Consider the following 17,546-nt stretch of genomic DNA (forward strand, 5'->3'; position numbering starts at 1 on the left):
AGATTGGCTTCCCAAAGATCGCCGGCCGCAATGAACCTGTTCGAGACCTTTTCCGCGCGCATTACCGCCGCCCTGACGCAGTTGACGGAGGCCGGCGTTCTGCGGGCCGGCCTGTCCTTCGCGCGCGTCGTGGTCGAGCCGACGCGCGATCCGGCCCATGGCGACCTCGCCACCAACGCCGCGATGGTGCTGGCCAAGGAGGCCGGGACCAACCCGCGTGCGCTTGCCGAGAAGATTTGCGCCGAGCTGCTGCGCGATCCCGACATCGTCAAGGCCGAGGCGGCGGGGCCCGGCTTCATCAACCTGACGCTGCAACCCGCTGTTTTCACAGCGATTCTCAAATCTGCGGTCGAGGCCGGGCTGGACCATGGCCGCGGCGCCGGGAAGCCCGCGCCGAAGATCAATGTCGAGTACGTCTCGGCCAACCCGACCGGGCCGATGCATGTCGGCCATGGTCGCGGCGCGGTCTTCGGCGATGCGCTCTCGAACCTGCTCGCCTTTGCCGGCCATGCCGTGACGCGCGAGTACTACATCAACGACGCCGGCGCGCAGGTCGACGTGCTCGGCCGCTCGGCCTTCCTGCGCTACCGCGAGGCGCTCGGCGAAGAGATCGGCGCTATCCCGGAAGGGCTCTATCCCGGCGACTACCTCAAGTCGGTCGGCGAGACGCTGGCGAAGGCGCATGGCCGCGCCCTGCTGGAGCAGGCTGAAAAGGAATGGCTGCCGCTGGTTCGCGCCACGGCCATCGACGGCATGATGGCGATGATCCGCGAGGATCTCGCCGCGCTCGGCGTCGTCCATGACGTGTTCTTCTCGGAGCGCTCGCTGCAGGCGGTCGGCGGCAATCTCGACGCGGTGCGCGCGACGATCGAGGATCTGCGCTCCCGCGACCTCGTCTATGAGGGCCGGCTGCCGCCGCCCAAGGGCCAGAAGGACGAGGATTGGGAGGACCGCGAGCAGACGCTGTTCCGCGCCACCCAGTTCGGCGACGACGTCGACCGGCCGCTGCTGAAGTCGGATGGCAGCTACACTTATTTTGCCAACGATATCGCCTATCACCGCTCAAAATTTACGCGCGGCTTTGCCGAGATGATCGACGTATGGGGCGCCGACCATGGCGGGTACGTCAAGCGCATGGCTGCCGCCGTGAAGGCGGTGACGGCGGGCGAGGGCACGCTCGACGTCAAGCTCTGCCAGCTCGTGCGGCTGCTGCGCAATGGCGAGCAGGTGCGGATGTCGAAGCGCTCCGGCGATTTCGTCACCCTGCGCGAAGTCATCGACGAGGTCGGCCGCGATGCGGTGCGCTTCATGATGATCTTCCGCAAGAACGACGCGACGCTCGATTTCGATCTGGCCAAGGTCGTGGAGCAGTCGAAGGACAACCCGGTCTTCTATGTTCAGTACGCGCACGCGCGCTGCGCCTCGATCTTCCGGCAGGCGCGCGAAGCCTTCCCGGATCTCGACCTCTCGCCCGCGATGCTGGCGCAGGCCGACCTCGCGCGACTGAGCGACGAATCAGAGCTCGGCATCATCAAGATGATCGCTGCGTATCCGCGAATGATCGACGCAGCAGCCAGCGCGCATGAGCCGCATCGCGTGGCCTTTTTCGTGCATGAGCTGGCGAGCGCGTTCCACTCTCTGTGGAACAAGGGCAAAGACTCGCCGCAATTACGGTTCGTTAATCAAACTGATCGAGAGTCGACCTTGGCAAGACTGGCGTTCGTGCATGCGGTGCGAAGCGTCCTTGCTTCCGGTCTGGCGGTCGTCGGTGTTGCGGCGCCGGAAGAGATGCGCTGACGGCGTTCCTGCCGGCAGCGCGCACAAGGTCAGATTGACCGCGCGCGTCGTTCGGCGTTCCATTCGTGGCGCCGGCCGCGTGCTGGAATGGATCAAGCCATGAGCGAACCAGCTAGAAACCGATTCGCCCTCGACCTCGACGACCTCGAGCGCCAGCTTCGCGGCGCGGCGCAGGCGCCGAAGCCCGGTAATTCGGTCGATCCCCTCGTCGAGTTGACGCGGATCGTCGGGCAGGACGACCCGCTGAAGGAGCTTTTCGCGACCCGCCCGGCACAGCCGGCCGCGGCGCAGTCGCCTTCATGGCCCCAGGCCCGGCAGGAACCGTCCTTCGCGCCGGCCGTCGTCCAGCGCGCCGCCGCCGAGGTCTCGGCCCCGCCGGCGGATGTGCGCGGAGCGCTCGACGAGTTCGAGGCGCTGCTGCGCCGCACCGAGCCGACGCGGCCGGCGCCTGCCGCCGAGCCCGAACCCGCGCCGCAGCAGAGCGCGGCCACGCTGGTTTATGACTATGCCGCGCCGGAGCCCTATCGCTATCGGCCGCCGGAGCCGGTCCAGCCGGCCGTCAGCGCGCCGCGCGACCTCGACCAGGAGCGCCCTGTCGATCAGCAGGACTATGGCCAGCAGGATTACGGCTACCAGCCGCAGGCCTATCCCGAGCCGCCGCAGGCGGAAGACGAGCTGCGCGATCTCGAACGGCCGCGCTCGCGCAAGGGCTTGTGGGCCGCTGCCGCGTTGATCGCGGTCGCCGTTGCCGGCACCGCCGGCGCGATGGTCTGGAAGCGCTCGGGGCCCGTGACCAGCGACGGGCTGCCGCCGGTGATCAGCGCCGATGGCGGGCCGACCAAGGTGCAGCCGGCCAATCCGGGCGGCACCGAGATCCCCAACCAGAACAAGCAGATCTACGAGCGCGCCGGCGAGTCCGCGCCGATCGGCCAGACCCGCGTGGTCAGCCGCGAGGAGCAGCCCGTCGACGTGCAGCAGGCGGCGCGCTCGCTTGCGCCGCGCGTTGTGATGCCCGGGCCGGGTACAGGTGCAAACACCAACCCGCTGGCGCAGGCCCCGGCTGCGGTTCCTGCCTCGGCCGTCGTACCGGCCGGCACGACCCCGGCCGAGCTGACCGCGGTTCCGGCGGTTCCCGGCCTCGGCGAGCCCCGCCGTGTCCGCACCGTCTCGATCCGCCCGGATGGCGCGCCGGCTCCGGCGGCGAACACCAGCACGGCTTACGCGAATGGCACCGTGCCCGGTGTCAACGGCATGGCGCTTCCGCTGGTGACGGGCTCGGCCCCGAGCCGCGCGGCTGCGAACCCTGTGGCTGCCCCCACGGCGCCGGCCCCCGGCACCCTGGCCAGCGCGACCATGCCGCGTCCGCGCCCGGCCGCGCCGCCTGAACCGCCCAAGGCGCAGGAGCGCGTCGCGACGCCGGCCCCGGCGACGACGCCGGCGGCTCCGGTCCGCGTGGCCAGTGCCGCGCCGGCAGCGCAGAGCACGCCCGCTCCCGCCACCGCGGCGATCCGGGCCGGCACCGGCGATTTCGTCGTCCAGCTCGCCGCTCCCGGCAGCGAGGCGGAGGCGCGCGCCACGTTCTCGGCCTTGCAGCGCAAATATCCGGAGCAGCTTGGCGGCAAGGCGCCGATCGTCCGCAAGACCGATCTCGCCGGCGGCAAGACCGTCTACCGCCTGCGCATCGGCCCGTACTCGCGCGACGACGCCACCACGATGTGCACGGCGCTCCAGGGCGCCGGCGGCCAGTGCTTCATCGCCAAGAACTGACGATCCAGGCTTTTATCTCCTCAGAACCGCCGGTTGCGCTCAGCGCAACCGGCGGTTCGCGTTTTTGCCGTGCCGCCAGCGCATGAGCGCACGCGGCGAGCGAGCTTCAAGCTGGAGCGACATCCCGTTAGCGTCCGCCCCGAGCCGCCACTATTTCCGCGGGCAAGGACGTCCGCGGGCAAGGGCATCTGCCCCAAAAGCCAATCCAACGAGGGAACCCATGGACCGCCGCAGATTCGTCAAGACCGCCGGTGCGGGTGTCGCAGCCAGCGCCGCCACCGCCGCCCCCGCCATCGCCCAGTCGCAGCCCAAGATCAGCTGGCGCCTGACCTCGAGCTATCCGAAGAGCCTGGACACGCTGTTCGGCATCTCGACGCAGCTCGCCAAGCGCGTCGCCGAGGCGACCGACGGCAATTTCCAGATCCAGGTCTTCTCCGCCGGCGAGATCGTGCCGGCGCTGCAGGCGCTCGATGCCGTGCAGAGCGGCACGGTCGAATGCAGCCATACGCTGTCGAGCTTCTATATCGGCAAGGACCCGGCCTTCGCCTTCGAGACCACGCTGCCCTTCGGCTTCAACGCCCGCCAGCAGAATGCCTGGCTCTACCAGGGCGGCGGCCTCGAGCTCTGCCGCAATTTCATGAAGGGCTATGGCGTCCACACCATCCCGTCCGGCAATACCGGCGCGCAGATGGGCGGCTGGTTCCGCAAGGAGATCAAGACGCTCGAGGACCTGAAGGGCCTGAAGTTCCGCATCGCCGGGCTCGGCGGCACGATCATGGCGCGCCTCGGCGTCATTCCGCAGCAGCTCGCGGGCGGCGACATCTACCCGGCGCTGGAGCGCGGCACACTCGACGCGGTCGAGTTCTCCGGCCCGTTCGACGATGAGAAGCTCGGCTTCCAGCGCGTCGCCAAGTACTATTACTACCCGGGCTTCTGGGAAGGCTGCGCCAATGTCAGCTTCATCGTAAACTTGGAGAAGTGGAACGCCCTGCCGGCATCCTATCGCGCCATCCTCGAAGCGGCCTGCGCCGAGGCGAACATGCTCTGCATGGCGAAATACGATAACGGCAACCCCGACGCGCTCGTTCGCCTGGTGCAGAGCGGCGCCGAGCTGCGGCCGTTCCCGCAGGAGGTGATGCAGGCGGCGTTCAAGGAGGCGCAGGCGCTCTACGGCGAGCTCGCCGCGAAGAACCCGGCCTTCAAGACCTTCTACGATTCCTGGCTGCCCTATTGGAAGAAGGAGCAGCTCTGGTTCCGCATCGCCGAGCTGCCCTTCGACGCGTTCAACGCGCAGATGATCCAGCAGGTGCGCTGAGCCTCGGTTCTTCGAGAATAGTTGCGGGCGCCCAGTCTTGACCGACTCGGCGCCCGTTTCTACGCCTAGGCCATGACATCGCGCGCCTTCATCGCCGGTTGCCTCGGCACCAGCCTCACCCTCGACGAGCGCGCCTTCTTCAGGGACGCGCGGCCCTGGGGCTTCATCCTGTTCAAGCGCAACACGCAGGACCCGGCGCAGGTGGCGGCGCTGACCGCGAGCCTGCGCGACTGCGTCGGCTGGCAGGCGCCCATCCTGATCGACCAGGAGGGCGGCCGGGTCCAGCGCATGGGGCCGCCGCACTGGGCGCCATACCCGCCGGCGTTCGCCTTCCTCGCGATCAACGACCCGGTGCAGCAGCGCGAGATCGTCAGGCTCTCGGCAAGGCTGATGGCGCATGACCTGAAATCGGTCGGCATCGACGTCGACTGCCTGCCCGTTCTCGACGTTCCCGTCGCCGGCAGCCATGACGTGATCGGCAACCGCGCCTATGCGCATGATCCCGACATGGTGGCGAGGCTCGGCCGCGCCGCGGCGGAGGGGCTGCTGGCCGGCGGCGTGCTGCCGGTGGTCAAGCACATGCCCGGCCACGGCAGGGCGCAGGCCGACAGTCATCACAACCTGCCTGTGGTCGAGGCGTCGCTCGAAGCGTTGCGTGCGCATGATTTCCGGCCGTTCCGGCATCTCGCCGACATGCCGTTGGCGATGACGGCGCATGTCGTCTTCACCGCGCTCGACAAAAGGCACCCGGCGACGGTCTCGCGCCGGATCGTCCGCGACATCATGCGCGGCGAGCTCAATTTCGACGGGCTGATCATGACCGACGACATCTCGATGAAGGCGCTCTCGGGCTCCTTCGAGCAGAAGACGCGGGCGGCGATCCGCGCCGGCGTCGACGTCGTGCTGCATTGCCACGGCATCATGGACGAGATGGTCGCGGTCGCCGGCGCCGTTCCGGAGATGAGCGGAGCCCGCGCACGCCGCGCCGCCATGGCTTTGTCACGGATTCGGCACGAGCCGGAGCCGCTTGATGTGGATAGCGCCCGCTCGCAGCTTGCAAGCGCCCTTGCCATGGGCAGCCGATAAGCCGAATCTGTCCCCGGGGCTGTAGCGCTGCTTGGAACCAGAGCCCTCATCCTGAGGAGCGCGGAGCGCGTCTCGAAGGATGCTCCAGTGTGCGCTGGAGCATCCTTCGAGACGCCGCTAAAGCGGCTCCTCAGGATGAGGGCTGTGCGGGGTTTCTGGCAGCATCTAAACCGGGGGCGGGCCATTGGCGGCCGCTGAACTTCCGTTCGAGGATGATGCGCGGCCTGAGCGCGGCGATAGCGAACCTGCGCTCGTCGTCGATGTCGACGGCTATGAGGGCCCGCTCGACCTGTTGCTCGACCTTGCCAGGCGGCAGAAGGTCGACCTCCATCGCATCTCGATCCTGGCTTTGGCGGAGCAATATCTCGTCTTCGTCGAGCAGGCGCGGGCGCTGAGGCTCGAACTCGCGGCCGACTACCTCGTGATGGCGGCCTGGCTTGCCTATCTCAAGTCGCGGCTGCTCTTGCCCGAGCCGCCCAAGGGCGAGGAGCCGAGCGCGGCCGACCTCGCGACCGCGCTGGCCTTGCGGCTGCGCCGGCTGGAGCAGATCCGCGAGGCGGCGCGCCGGCTCGCCTCGCGCGAGCGGCTGGGGCAGGACGTCTTTGCGCGCGGTGAGCCCGAGGCGATCATCGCCGGCGCCCGGCCGGTTTGGGAGGCGGAGCTCTACGACCTGCTCGCGGCCTATGCCCAGCAGCGCCAGAAGCGGGTGCAGGGCCATATCTCGGTCGGCCATCGCGTCGTCTGGTCGCTGGTCGAGGCGCGCGAGGCCTTGCAGCGGCTGGTCGGCGAGGCCGGCGACTGGACCGCGATCGATCCCTATCTCAACCGCTACATGACCGGCCATGGCGCGCCGCTTCAGGCGATGCGCGCGACGGTGCGGGCATCCGCGCTCTCGGCCATGCTGGAGATGGTGCGGGAAGGGGTGCTCGACCTGCGCCAGGACGGCGCCTTCTCGCCGCTCTATGTCCGCCGCCGTTCCGCCCGCCCGCCGACGCTGCCTCTGTGATATGGAACAGGCATGAAAGTGGCGGCGTCTGAGCGCATCGAGGAGGAAGAGGATCGCGGCGAGGCGGAAGCCTTCGCGCAGGCGACGCGTATCGTCGAGGCGCTGCTCTTCGCTTCCGCTGCGCCACTCTCGGAGGAGGAGCTTGCCCGCTCGGTTCCCGCCGGCATCTCGACCTTGCAGGTGCTGACCCTGCTGAGCGAGATTTACGCTGCGCGCGGCGTCAACCTGCGCCAGGTCGCCGGCAAATGGGCCTTTCGCACGGCTCCCGATCTCAGCTACCTGCTTGCGGCCGAGGCCGAGCCGCCGCGCAAGCTGTCGCGGGCGGCGCTCGAAGTGCTCGCCATCATCGCCTACCACCAGCCGGTGACGCGGGCGGAGATCGAGGAGATCCGCGGCGTCGCCACCGCCAAGGGCACGCTCGACATCCTGCTGGAGGCCGGCTGGGTCCGCCTGCGCGGGCGCCGGCGCTCGCCGGGCCGGCCGGTGACCTATGGCACGACGCCGGGCTTCCTCGACCATTTCGGACTCGACCGTATCGACGACCTGCCGGGGCTCGACGAGCTCAAGGGCTCCGGCTTCATCGAGGGGCGGCTGTCGAAGGACCTGACCGTGCCGCTGCCCGACGATGCGCCCGACCTGCGCGATGACGAGGATCCGCTCGGCGACCTGTTCACGCCGCTTGACGACGGCGAGGGCGGGCCTCACACGGCGGATGAGTGAGGGATATCACCCTCGCACGTCATCCCGGCCGCAGCGAAGCGGAGCGCCGGGATCCATCGTAGGGCTCTGCGCTCTACGATGGATCCCGGAGCTGCGCCGCTTCGCGGCTTGTCCGGGATGACGGGGGTGCGTTGGTAGAGGTTGGAGTATCTTTTGGCTCGTAGCGAGAGCGTGGCGCGGTGGTTGAGCTGGGGCAGGCGGGGGACGGCCGGTGCCGCGATCCCGATGTCGCTGGCGTTCGAAGGCGTCACCCAGCGCTTCGGCGAGGTCACGGCGCTCGAGGACGTCTCGCTTTCGGTTGCGCCCGGCGAGATCGTCGCGCTGCTCGGCCAATCCGGCTGCGGCAAGACGACGCTGCTCAGGCTCGCCGCCGGCGTCGAGCGGCCGAGCGCCGGCAAGGTCCTGCTGGAGGGCAGGGAGGTTTCGGCGCCGGAGGACTTCGTCGAGCCGGAGCAGCGTGGCGTCGGGCTGGTCTTCCAGGACTATGCGCTGTTCCCGCATCTCACCGTGCGCGAGAATGTCCGCTTCGGCCTGCGTGGCTACGATGCGGCGTCGGCCGATGCCACCGCGCTGAGGGCGATCGCCCGCGTCGGCCTCGCCGACCTGGCCGACTCTTATCCCCACATGCTTTCGGGCGGCGAGCAGCAGCGCGTCGCGCTGGCCCGCGCCGTCGCGCCGCGGCCCGGCGTGCTGCTGATGGACGAGCCGTTCTCCAATCTCGACCGGCGCCTGCGCGACGTGGTGCGAGACGAGACCGCGGCCTTGCTTGAAGAGACCGGCGCGACCTCGATCATCGTGACGCATGACCCGGAGGATGCGATGCGCATCGCCGACCGGATCGTGCTGATGCGCGCCGGCCGGATCGTCCAGATCGGCTCGGGCGAGGAGCTCTACCGCAGGCCCGTCAGCCTCTTTGCCGCCAGATTCTTCTGCGACTTTAGCGAGATAGCCGGAATCGTCCGGCGCGGCGCGGTCGATACGCCGATAGGCTCGTTCCCGGCGCCGGGGCTCGCCGAGGGCTCCCAGGCCGTGGTCTGCGTCAGGCCGCACCTGATCAGGCTGGTGCCGAAGGGCTACCACTTGCCGGCGCGGATTGTGACCCGGCGCTTTCTCGGCGAGGTCGATCACGTCCTGCTCGCGGTCGATGGGCTCGACAAGCCGCTCGTCGCAAGGATTTCGCTGCTGGGCTCGATCCGCGAGGGCGAGGAGGTCGGTATCGACATTGCGACCGATGAAGTTCTTGTGTTCCCCGCGGGGGACACATAGGTTCCGCCACAAGCGCTTGGCCTGCCGATTAGGCAGGTCGAAGGGGATTTTCGGAGGAGTTCGCCATGGGTGGCGTAAGCATCTGGCACTGGATCGTCGTCGGCGTCATCGTGATGCTGCTGTTCGGGCGCGGCAAAGTGTCCGAGCTGATGGGCGACGTGGCCAAGGGCATCAAGTCGTTCAAGAAGGGCATGGCCGAGGATGAGCCGGTTGCGCCCGCGCCGTCGGCCTCGACCACCGACCCGAAGATCATCGACCACGCCCAGACCGCTGGCGCGGCGACGGCCAAGGCCGAAACCAAGGCCTGAGGCAGACCGCCCCCACGAGGGGCGGCTAGGGATGATAGGACCGGCCGTCGATGTTCGACATCGCTTGGAGCGAACTGATCTTGATCGGGGCGGTGGCGCTCGTCGCGATTCCACCCAAGGATCTGCCCGGCGCGATGCGCACCTTCGGGCAGACCATCGGCAAGGTCCGCCGTATGGCGTCGGAATTCCAGACGCAGTTCAACGACGCCATGCGCGAGGCCGAGCTGCACGACCTGAAGAAGCAGGTCGAGGAGGTCGGCGGCTCCGTGCAGAGCGCGCTGAACCCGGAGCCCAAGACTCCGGATGCCAGCTCCGATTTCAAGCCGATCGACCAGATCAACGAGTTCGGCGCGCCGAAATCGGCGGATGACATCTCGCTGAAGGAGGCCGAGGCCAAGCTCGCGGCGCTGCCCGGGCCTGAGCCGCTGCCGGAGATCGTCATCGACCCAGCCCCTATCGCCGAGGCCACTCCGGAGCCCGAGCCAGAGGTCAAGCCGAAAGCGCCGCGCAAGCGCACCGTGAAGGCCAAGGCGACCGAGGCCGTCGAGCCCGGCGAAGGGAGCCCGGCGTGAGCGTCAGCACCAATCTCCGCAACGGCGAAGACGAGATCGAGGCCTCGCGCGCGCCGCTGATCGAGCATCTGATCGAGCTGCGCGGCCGGCTGATCAAGTCGCTGATCGCCTTCATGATCATGTTCTTCATCTGCTTCGCCTTCTCGACGCAGATCTACAACCTGCTGGTCCTGCCCTATGTCTGGGCGGCGGGCTCGGGCGCCAATGCGCAGCTGATCTATACCGGCCCGCTCGAACTGCTCTTCACCCACATCAAGGTCGCGGCCTTCGGCGCCGGCTTCTTCGCCTTCCCGGTGATCGCGACGCAGGTCTACAAGTTCGTGGCGCCGGGCCTCTACAAGAACGAGAAGCAGGCCTTCGCGCCTTATCTGGTGGCGACGCCGGTCTTCTTCGTCATGGGCGCCGCGCTGGTCTTCTTCTTCGCCATGCCGGTGCTGATGCGGTTCTCGCTCGGCATGCAGCAGGCCGCGAGCGAGGGGCAGGCCGGCATTTCGCTGCTGCCCAAGGTCAGCGAGTACCTGTCGCTGATCATGACGCTGATCTTCGCCTTCGGCGTCGCGTTCCAGCTGCCGGTGATCCTGACCCTGCTCGGCCAGGCGGGCATCATCGATTCGAAGTTCCTGAAGGAGAAGCGGCGCTACGCCATCGTCGGCGTCTTCGTGGTCGCGGCCGTGCTGACGCCACCGGACGTGATCTCCCAGCTGATGCTCGCCGTGCCGATGCTGCTCCTCTACGAGCTTTCGGTGTTCTCGGTGCGCCGGGTCGAGACGAAGCGGGAGGCTGCGAAAGCGGCCGAGGACGCGTCGGACTCCTGAGGCCCCTTTCCAGTATGCGCCGTCATCCCGGACAAGCCGCTTTAGCGGCGCCGCTCCGGGATCCATCGTAGGGCGCGGCGCCTTACGATGGATCCCGGCGCTCCGCTGCGCTACGGCCGGGATGACGTGGAGGGTGGGGCACCGATGGGGGTCTACATCATGGCCAGCGGCTGGAACGGCACGCTCTATACCGGTGTCACCAATTCTCTCTCCAGGCGTGTCGGCGAGCATCGGGAAGGCCGGGGCTCTGAGTTCGTCGAGAAGTATGGAGTGATCCACCTCGTCTATGCCGAGGCTTTTGACCGCCCCGACGAAGCCATTGCGCAGGAAAAGCGGATCAAGCGCTGGCGCCGCGAGCGGAAGATAGCTCTGATCGAAAAGGGCAATCCAACCTGGCGCGATCTCTACGATACCATCCACCTCGACTAGCCGCGCCGTCATCCCGGCCGTAGCGGAGCGGCGCCGCTTCGCGGCTTGTCCGGGATGACGCGGAGGTTTTCGCGTAAAGGCGGCTTACGCTTATGCCGCTCGCCGGGATGACGGGGGAGTTTCCCTGCGCTACAGGATCAGCCGTCTTTCCCGCAGCGACGGCATGGCCTGACCACGATGTACGACATCAAATGGATTCGCGAGAACGCCGAGGCGTTCGATAATGGCTTGAAGCGGCGTGGGCTGGAGTCGCTCTCGGCCTCTCTGCTCGCGCTCGACGATGTCAGACGCTCGGCCATCGCCAAGGCCCAGGCCTCGCAGGAGCGCCGTAACGCCCTCTCCAAGGAGATCGGCAAGGCGATGGGCCAGAAGGACCTCGCCCGCGCCGAAGAGCTCAAGGCCGAGGTCGCGGCGCTGAAGGATTCGCAGCCGGCGCTGGAGGCCGAGGAGAAGGCCGCCGTCGCCAGGCTGGAGGAACAGCTCGCGGCGATCCCGAACCTTCCCAATGCCGATGTTCCCGATGGCAAGGACGAGCATGACAACGTCGTGCTGCACGCCCATGGCGAAAAGCCGGAGGAGGGCGGCAAGCGGCTTGTCGGCGTCAACCAGGCCAAGGAGCACTTCGAGCTCGGCGAGGCGCTGGGACAGATGGATTTCGAGGCTGCAGCCAAGCTTTCGGGCTCGCGCTTCGTCGTCCTCAACCGGCAGATTGCCCGGCTCAACCGGGCGATTGGGCAGTTCATGCTCGATACACACACGGAGGAGCACGGCTATAGCGAGGTCAATCCGCCGCTTCTCGTGAACCGCGATGTTATGTACGGTACCGCGCAACTGCCGAAATTTGAGGATGATCAGTTCTGGGCACTGTCAGGTCAGTACTTTGATCACGGCTCGTTAGCTGAGCTCTTTATCCCCGACAATCTTGGTGCGAAGGATACTGCGCAGCTAGTTCGCGATTCATTGCTGCGTGCAGCTAAAGGCCTCATCCCCACGGCCGAGGTGCCGCTGACCAATCTCGTACGCGAAACAATCCTCTCCGAGGAAGAGCTGCCGCGCCGCTACACCGCGCTCACCCCGTGCTTCCGGGCCGAGGCCGGCTCGGCCGGGCGCGACACCCGCGGCATGCTGCGCCAGCACCAGTTCGAGAAGGTCGAGCTGGTCTCGATCACCGTGCCGGAGAAGTCGAAGGAGGAGCATGAGCGCATGCTCGCCTCGGCCGAGGCGATCCTGAAGAAGCTCGACCTGCATTATCGCGTGATGACGCTGTGCACCGGCGACATGGGCTTCGCCAGCCAGAAGACCTGGGACATCGAGGTCTGGCTGCCCGGCCAGAAGACCTATCGCGAGATCTCGTCCTGCTCGGTCTGCGGCGATTTCCAGGCCCGGCGCATGAACGCGCGCTACCGTCCGACCGAGGGCGGCTCGCCGCGCTTCGTCCACACCCTCAACGGCTCGGGCACGGCCGTCGGCCGCGCGCTGATCGCGGTGATGGAGAACTACCAGAACGCCGACGGCTCGATCTCCGTGCCCGACGTGCTGGTGCCCTACATGCGCGGCGTGACGAAGATCGAGAAGACAGCGTGATTATATCTGGCGCCGAGCAGGCCGCGCTTTCCTTCTCCCCCTGCGGGAGAAGGTGGCTCGGCGAAGCCGAGACGGATGAGGGGTCGCGCTGCGATCTCCGTTTGTCGCGCCTCGTCGACCCCGCTTACCCGCCAGCGTCGCGCGACCCCTCACCCCAACCCTCTCCCGCAGGGGGAGAGGGGGCTCGTCGCGGTTCGCCCGCGTCCTTCCAGACCGCAGGAATGAACTGACCATGCGTATCCTCGTCACCAATGATGACGGCATCCATGCCGAAGGCCTTGCCGTGCTGGAGCGCATCGCTGCCCAGCTCTCCGACGATGTCTGGGTCGTCGCGCCCGAGACCGACCAGTCGGGCGTGGCCCATTCGCTCTCGCTCAGCAACCCGCTGCGCCTGCGCCAGATCAGCGAGAAGCGCTACGCCGTCGCCGGCACGCCGACCGATTGCGTGATCATGGCGGCGCGCTCGATCATGATCGAGAACAGGCCCGACCTCGTGCTCTCCGGCGTCAACCGCGGCCAGAACGTCGCCGAGGACGTGACTTATTCCGGCACCATCGCGGCTGCGATGGAGGGCACCTTGCTCGGCATCCCCTCGATCGCGGTCAGCCAGGCCTACGGGCCGCAGGGCCGCGACCAGATCCGCTGGGACTGCGCCGAGCACCATGCGCCCGGCATCATCCGCCGCCTGCTGGAGGAGGGGATTCCCGAGGGCGTGCTGTTCAACCTGAACTTCCCGAACGTCGCGCCGGCCGAGGTCAAGGGCGTCGCGGTCACGGTGCAGGGCAGGCGGGACCAGGAGCTGGTCCGGCTGGAGCCGCGCACGGACGGGCGCGGCAACCCGTATTTCTGGATCGCCTTCCAGCGCAGCCGCAAGGAGCCGGCCAACGGCACCGACCTGCGCGCCCTGGCCGAGCAGAAGATCTCGATCACGCCGCTGGAACTCGATCTAACCCACGAACCGACATTGACGCGTTTCGCACAAGTGTTCTCCTGAGAGATCACTGATTCCGGGGCGACCGCAATGAGCGAGGAGGGGCTGGAGAGCGAGGGCGAGCGCACCGTCGCCTTTCTACTCTCGCTCCGGGCGCGGGGCGTCGGCGATCTTGCCGTGCTGCGGGCCATGGAAAGGGTGCCGCGCGAGCGCTTCGCGCCGACCCGCTTCGCCGACCTTGCCCGGCAGGACGTCTCGGTGCCCTTGCCCTGCGGCCAGACGATGACGGCGCCGCACACCGTCGCCAACCTTGTCGGCGCGCTCGACATGCAGCCCTCCGCCCGCGTGCTCGAAGTCGGTACCGGCTCGGGCTATGTCTCGGCGCTGCTTGCCGCCATGGGCGGGGAGGTGGTCTCGCTGGAGCGCTACCGCACGCTCGCCCTGGCGGCGCACGAGCGAATCAGCGGCAGCGGTTACGCGCAAGCCGTCGACCTGCGCCATGCCGATGGCTTCCAGCCCGACCGAACGCTCGGCCGCTTCGACCGCATCCTCGTCAACGGCGTCGCCAACGCGATACCGGAGGCGCTGCTGCTGCGGCTCTCGCCCGGCGGAAAGCTGGTCGGGGCACTGCGAGTCGAGGGCATGGCGCGCCGCGTCGTGGTGACGCGCGCTGCCGACGGCATTGCCTTCGACCACGCGCTCGGGCCGGTCGTCCGGCTGCCGCCACTGGCGCCCGGGCTGGCCCAGGCCTTGTAGGGGCAAGTCTTGTAGGGGCAAGTCTTGCGAGGGCTGAATCAGCTGGGGTCGCCCGGCTAAAAAATCAACGCACGGACTCAGCGAGAAACGCTTTCGTAACCTGAACGAGGTTTTAATCCCGGTCATCGAGTTGCGTCGTTCGCGAGTATTCTGTTCATGCGTAGTCAGTTCGGATCGGCCAAGCCCCGCATTGCCCTTCGTCTGTCGACTGCGTGCGCGCTGGCCCTCAGCGTCAGCGCGTGCTCGTCCGATGCGATGCGCTTCACGGACACCCCCTTCGACAATCCGTTCAGGACCGCCCAGGCCCCGGCCCAGCGCGATCCGGTGACGACAGGCTCGATCGGCCGTGTCGACAGCGCGCCGCTGGCGCCGAGCCGCCCGATCGCGTCGGTGCGCTCGCAGCCGCTGCCGCCGCCGCAATCGGCCGTCGCCCTGCGCACGGCGCCGCCGAGCGTCACGCCGGTCACCGGCAGCTCCAATGGCTGGTCGGCCCAGGGCGGGACGCCGATCGTCGTCGCCCAGGGCGAGACGCTCGACATCCTGTCTTCGCGCTACGGCGTGCCGCGCTCGGCGCTGATCTCGGCCAACGGCCTCTCCGGCGGCAGTGTGGCTCCGGGCTCGCGCCTGATCATCCCGGTCTACAATGCCGGCGGTGGCAGCCAATTGCGGGCGGAGGCGCCTGTCGTCGAAGCGCCGCGCATGGCCGTCGAGGCTCCCCGTCTCGAGGCTCCCCGTCTCGAGGCTCCCCGTCTCGAGGCTCCGCGTCTCGAAGCTCCGCGCGTTGCGGTTCAGGCCCCGCGTGTTGCCGTCCAGGCTCCGCGCGTCGAAGCTCCGCGTGTCGTCGCAACGGCGCCGCGCCTGGCCCCGGTCGCCGAGGTCAAGAGCAAGGCCCAGATCGTGGCCGAGGCGCGGGCGAGGGCGGCCGAAGAGCAGGCCCAGTCCAAGGCCCGAACCACGGAAGCTGCGGCTCACGCCAAGGCCAAGCTCGCCGAGGAGCAGGCGCAAGCCAAGGCCAAGGCTGCGGCCGACGCCCAGGCAATGCGTGATTCCCGCGCCAAGTTCGCGGCCGAAGCCAAGGCGAAGGCCGATGCCAAGAAGGGCGTCGTCGCCAAGCCGGCGCCCGTCGATACCAGGCAGGTGATCGAGACCAAGGGCGTCTTCGAGGCTAGGCCGACTGCTGTGGCCGAGGTGAAGAAGCCCGCTCCCGCGCCTGTGCCGGAGAAGGCCAAGCCCGTGGTCGTCGCCAGCGCCCCGCCGGAGCAGAAGGTCACCGCGGTGCCGAAGTCGGAGCCGGTCGCCGAGCCCGCCACGACCGCCAGCCTGCCGAAGCAGGAGGACGCCGCCGCGTCCGCCGATTTCCGCTGGCCGGCGCGCGGCCGCGTCATCGCCGGCTATGGCGGCAAGGGCTCCAACGAGGGCATCAACATCGCGGTGCCGGAAGGCACGCCGGTCAAGGCGGCCGAGGGCGGCGTCGTCGCCTATGCCGGCAGCGAGCTCAAGGGCTACGGCAACCTCGTGCTGATCCGCCACCCGAACGGCTACGTCTCGGCCTACGCCCATAATGGCGAGCTGAACGTGAAGCGGGGCGAGACGGTGAAGCGCGGCCAGGTCGTCGCCAAATCCGGCCAGAGCGGCAACGTCGCGTCGCCTCAGCTGCATTTCGAGCTGCGCAAGGGTTCGACCCCGGTCGATCCGGTGCCCTACCTCAACAACTGATCCCGAATCACCCGACGCATTTTCGCCGCGAACCGGCGTCAGGTTAGCAAGACGAGCCAAGTTTACCTTCGATCGGCCGCGCGAGACCCCAGCTGATCGGAACAAGGCGGGACGGCCCCAGGAATGGCCGTCCCGCCGTTTTTATTTGGGGTAACCGCCGCGGGTTTCCCTTCTCCCCTTGCGGGAGAAGGTGGCTCGGCGAAGCCGAGACGGATGAGGGGTCGCGCGACGATGGCAGCGTCGGCGTGTGGCATCCTCGACATTCGGAAAGCGCGGCGCGACCCCTCATCCGGCGCTCCGCGCCACCTTCTCCCGCAAGGGGAGAAGGGAAGGCGGGCGCCTCACTCCTCCAGCCGCTTGCCCAGCCTGCCAGCCAGGTCCTGGATGTATTGCCAGGCAGTGCGGCCGGAGCGCGAGCCGCGCGTCGTCGCCCATTCCAGCGCCTCGCGGCGCAGCTCGTCAGGCGCGATGCCGAGCTTGAAGTGGCTGGTGTAACCCTCGATCATCTCAAGATATTCGTCCTGGCTGCATTTGTGGAAGCCGAGCCAGAGGCCGAACCGGTCGGAGAGCGAGACCTTCTCCTCGACCGCCTCGCCTGGATTGATCGCGGTCGAGCGCTCGTTCTCCATCATGTCGCGCGGCAGCAGGTGGCGGCGGTTGGACGTCGCGTAGAACACGACGTTGTCGGGCCTGCCCTCGACGCCGCCATCCAGCGCTGCCTTAAGCGATTTGTAGGAGGTGTCCTGCCCGTCGAAGGAGAGGTCGTCGCAGAAGACGATGACGCGGTGCTTGTCCTGGCGCAGCTGGCCCATCAGCGCCGGCAGGCTCTCGATATCCTCGCGGTGAATCTCGATCAGCTTCAGCGGCAGGGCCTCGCCGGCAAGGCGCTTGTTGGTGTCGGCATGGACCGATTTGACCAGCGAGGATTTGCCCATGCCGCGCGCGCCCCAGAGCAGCACGTTGTTGGCGGGCAGCGCCCGGGCGAAGCGCTCGGTGTTCTCGGCCAGGATGTCGCGGACGCGGTCGACGCCGCGCAGCAGCGAGAGCTCGACGCGGTTGACCTTGGCCACGGGCGCAAGCTCCGCGCTGGCCGGGTGCCAGACGAAGGCGTCGGCCGTGGTCAGGTCGGCCGCCTTGCGGGCGGGCGGGGCGAGGCGCTCCAGGGCGGAGGCGATGCGGAGCAGGGTCTGGAGCGTCTGGTCGGCGGCGATATCGGTCATCGGAAGCGCGTCCGCTTGGAAAAGATAGTACCGAACGGTACGGTACTGGCATAGATCACATCACATGCCGCGAGACAAGACCCACGCTCTGCCAGACAAGACCCGCGCTCCGCGAGAGAAGGCCCCGCTCCGCGAGAGAAGCCACGCTCTGCGAGACAAGACCATTGCGCGAATGGCGGCGAATCCATAGGTGAGGGGCGCGGGCAGTCCATTGCCTGCGCCCGGAATTGATTTAACGGCGCCCGTGGCTATAGTCCG

General features: G+C 68.1%; 16 protein-coding genes. 15 read left to right on the forward strand and 1 reads right to left on the reverse strand.

The window, feature by feature from the left end; all coding sequences use genetic code 11:
* Positions 1-30 precede the first annotated feature (30 nt).
* From argS to DWF00_RS11920, 15 genes are all read left to right on the forward strand, one after another.
* Complete coding sequence (gene argS, locus DWF00_RS11850) at positions 31-1,797, forward strand: arginine--tRNA ligase (protein ID WP_114827749.1); 1,767 nt, start codon at positions 31-33, stop codon at positions 1,795-1,797.
* A 99-nt stretch (positions 1,798-1,896) separates the two neighbouring features.
* Entirely contained in the window at positions 1,897-3,564 is a 1,668-nt protein-coding gene (locus DWF00_RS11855; RefSeq protein ID WP_114827750.1) for an SPOR domain-containing protein, read from the forward strand.
* Between the two features lie 220 nt (positions 3,565-3,784).
* Entirely contained in the window at positions 3,785-4,879 is a 1,095-nt protein-coding gene (locus DWF00_RS11860; protein WP_114827751.1) for a TRAP transporter substrate-binding protein, read from the forward strand.
* Between the two features lie 72 nt (positions 4,880-4,951).
* On the forward strand, positions 4,952-5,965 hold the full coding sequence (gene nagZ / locus DWF00_RS11865) for a beta-N-acetylhexosaminidase (protein WP_114827752.1): 1,014 nt from the start codon (positions 4,952-4,954) through the stop codon (positions 5,963-5,965).
* Positions 5,966-6,149: 184 nt separating this feature from the next.
* The gene (locus DWF00_RS11870) at positions 6,150-6,971 is read left to right on the forward strand and encodes a segregation and condensation protein A (protein ID WP_114827753.1); all 822 of its coding nucleotides are present in this window, start codon (positions 6,150-6,152) and stop codon (positions 6,969-6,971) included.
* A 12-nt stretch (positions 6,972-6,983) separates the two neighbouring features.
* Positions 6,984-7,691 (forward strand): SMC-Scp complex subunit ScpB, encoded by a 708-nt coding sequence (gene scpB / locus DWF00_RS11875; RefSeq protein WP_114827754.1) that lies wholly within the window; start codon positions 6,984-6,986, stop codon positions 7,689-7,691.
* A 225-nt stretch (positions 7,692-7,916) separates the two neighbouring features.
* Positions 7,917-8,957 (forward strand): ABC transporter ATP-binding protein, encoded by a 1,041-nt coding sequence (locus tag DWF00_RS11880; RefSeq protein ID WP_114827755.1) that lies wholly within the window; start codon positions 7,917-7,919, stop codon positions 8,955-8,957.
* 65 nt (positions 8,958-9,022) lie between these two features.
* Entirely contained in the window at positions 9,023-9,265 is a 243-nt protein-coding gene (locus DWF00_RS11885; RefSeq protein WP_114827756.1) for a twin-arginine translocase TatA/TatE family subunit, read from the forward strand.
* 50 nt (positions 9,266-9,315) lie between these two features.
* Positions 9,316-9,837, forward strand: a complete 522-nt coding sequence (gene tatB / locus DWF00_RS29715) for a Sec-independent protein translocase protein TatB (RefSeq protein WP_210207838.1) — start codon at positions 9,316-9,318, stop codon at positions 9,835-9,837.
* On the forward strand, positions 9,834-10,652 hold the full coding sequence (gene tatC, locus DWF00_RS11895; protein WP_114827757.1) for a twin-arginine translocase subunit TatC: 819 nt from the start codon (positions 9,834-9,836) through the stop codon (positions 10,650-10,652). Before tatB ends, tatC begins: the two co-directional genes overlap by 4 nt.
* Before the next feature lie 87 nt (positions 10,653-10,739).
* Complete coding sequence (locus tag DWF00_RS11900) at positions 10,740-11,081, forward strand: GIY-YIG nuclease family protein (protein WP_425453100.1); 342 nt, start codon at positions 10,740-10,742, stop codon at positions 11,079-11,081.
* A gap of 177 nt (positions 11,082-11,258) precedes the next feature.
* The gene (gene serS, locus DWF00_RS11905) at positions 11,259-12,665 is read left to right on the forward strand and encodes a serine--tRNA ligase (RefSeq protein ID WP_114827759.1); all 1,407 of its coding nucleotides are present in this window, start codon (positions 11,259-11,261) and stop codon (positions 12,663-12,665) included.
* Between the two features lie 232 nt (positions 12,666-12,897).
* On the forward strand, positions 12,898-13,659 hold the full coding sequence (surE, locus tag DWF00_RS11910) for a 5'/3'-nucleotidase SurE (RefSeq protein WP_114827760.1): 762 nt from the start codon (positions 12,898-12,900) through the stop codon (positions 13,657-13,659).
* Positions 13,660-13,686: 27 nt separating this feature from the next.
* A complete protein-coding gene (locus DWF00_RS11915) occupies positions 13,687-14,352 on the forward strand; it encodes a protein-L-isoaspartate O-methyltransferase family protein (protein WP_114827761.1) in 666 nt (221 codons plus the stop codon).
* Between the two features lie 255 nt (positions 14,353-14,607).
* Entirely contained in the window at positions 14,608-16,068 is a 1,461-nt protein-coding gene (locus DWF00_RS11920; RefSeq protein ID WP_114827762.1) for a peptidoglycan DD-metalloendopeptidase family protein, read from the forward strand.
* 341 nt (positions 16,069-16,409) lie between these two features.
* On the opposite strand, the gene DWF00_RS11925 is transcribed toward DWF00_RS11920, so the two are convergent.
* Positions 16,410-17,288 (reverse strand): ATP-binding protein, encoded by an 879-nt coding sequence (locus DWF00_RS11925; RefSeq protein WP_114827763.1) that lies wholly within the window; start codon positions 17,286-17,288, stop codon positions 16,410-16,412.
* Positions 17,289-17,546: the final 258 nt, after the last annotated feature.

It is taken from the genome of Allobosea caraganae (assembly GCF_003351345.1).
Taxonomy (GTDB): Bacteria; Pseudomonadota; Alphaproteobacteria; order Rhizobiales; family Beijerinckiaceae; genus Allobosea; species Allobosea caraganae.

Bases quoted from the DNA above. Each gene is read 5' to 3' on its own strand.
- argS (WP_114827749.1), top strand. From the start codon at position 31: ATGAACCTGTTCGAGACCTTTTCCGCGCGCATTACCGCCGCCCTGACG.
- DWF00_RS11855 (WP_114827750.1), top strand. From the start codon at position 1,897: ATGAGCGAACCAGCTAGAAACCGATTCGCCCTCGACCTCGACGACCTC.
- DWF00_RS11860 (WP_114827751.1), top strand. From the start codon at position 3,785: ATGGACCGCCGCAGATTCGTCAAGACCGCCGGTGCGGGTGTCGCAGCC.
- nagZ (WP_114827752.1), top strand. From the start codon at position 4,952: ATGACATCGCGCGCCTTCATCGCCGGTTGCCTCGGCACCAGCCTCACC.
- scpB (WP_114827754.1), top strand. From the start codon at position 6,984: ATGAAAGTGGCGGCGTCTGAGCGCATCGAGGAGGAAGAGGATCGCGGC.
- DWF00_RS11880 (WP_114827755.1), top strand. From the start codon at position 7,917: ATGTCGCTGGCGTTCGAAGGCGTCACCCAGCGCTTCGGCGAGGTCACG.
- DWF00_RS11885 (WP_114827756.1), top strand. From the start codon at position 9,023: ATGGGTGGCGTAAGCATCTGGCACTGGATCGTCGTCGGCGTCATCGTG.
- tatB (WP_210207838.1), top strand. From the start codon at position 9,316: ATGTTCGACATCGCTTGGAGCGAACTGATCTTGATCGGGGCGGTGGCG.
- DWF00_RS11900 (WP_425453100.1), top strand. From the start codon at position 10,740: ATGGATCCCGGCGCTCCGCTGCGCTACGGCCGGGATGACGTGGAGGGT.
- serS (WP_114827759.1), top strand. From the start codon at position 11,259: ATGTACGACATCAAATGGATTCGCGAGAACGCCGAGGCGTTCGATAAT.
- surE (WP_114827760.1), top strand. From the start codon at position 12,898: ATGCGTATCCTCGTCACCAATGATGACGGCATCCATGCCGAAGGCCTT.
- DWF00_RS11915 (WP_114827761.1), top strand. From the start codon at position 13,687: ATGAGCGAGGAGGGGCTGGAGAGCGAGGGCGAGCGCACCGTCGCCTTT.
- DWF00_RS11920 (WP_114827762.1), top strand. From the start codon at position 14,608: ATGCGCTTCACGGACACCCCCTTCGACAATCCGTTCAGGACCGCCCAG.
- DWF00_RS11925 (WP_114827763.1), bottom strand. From the start codon at position 17,288: ATGACCGATATCGCCGCCGACCAGACGCTCCAGACCCTGCTCCGCATC.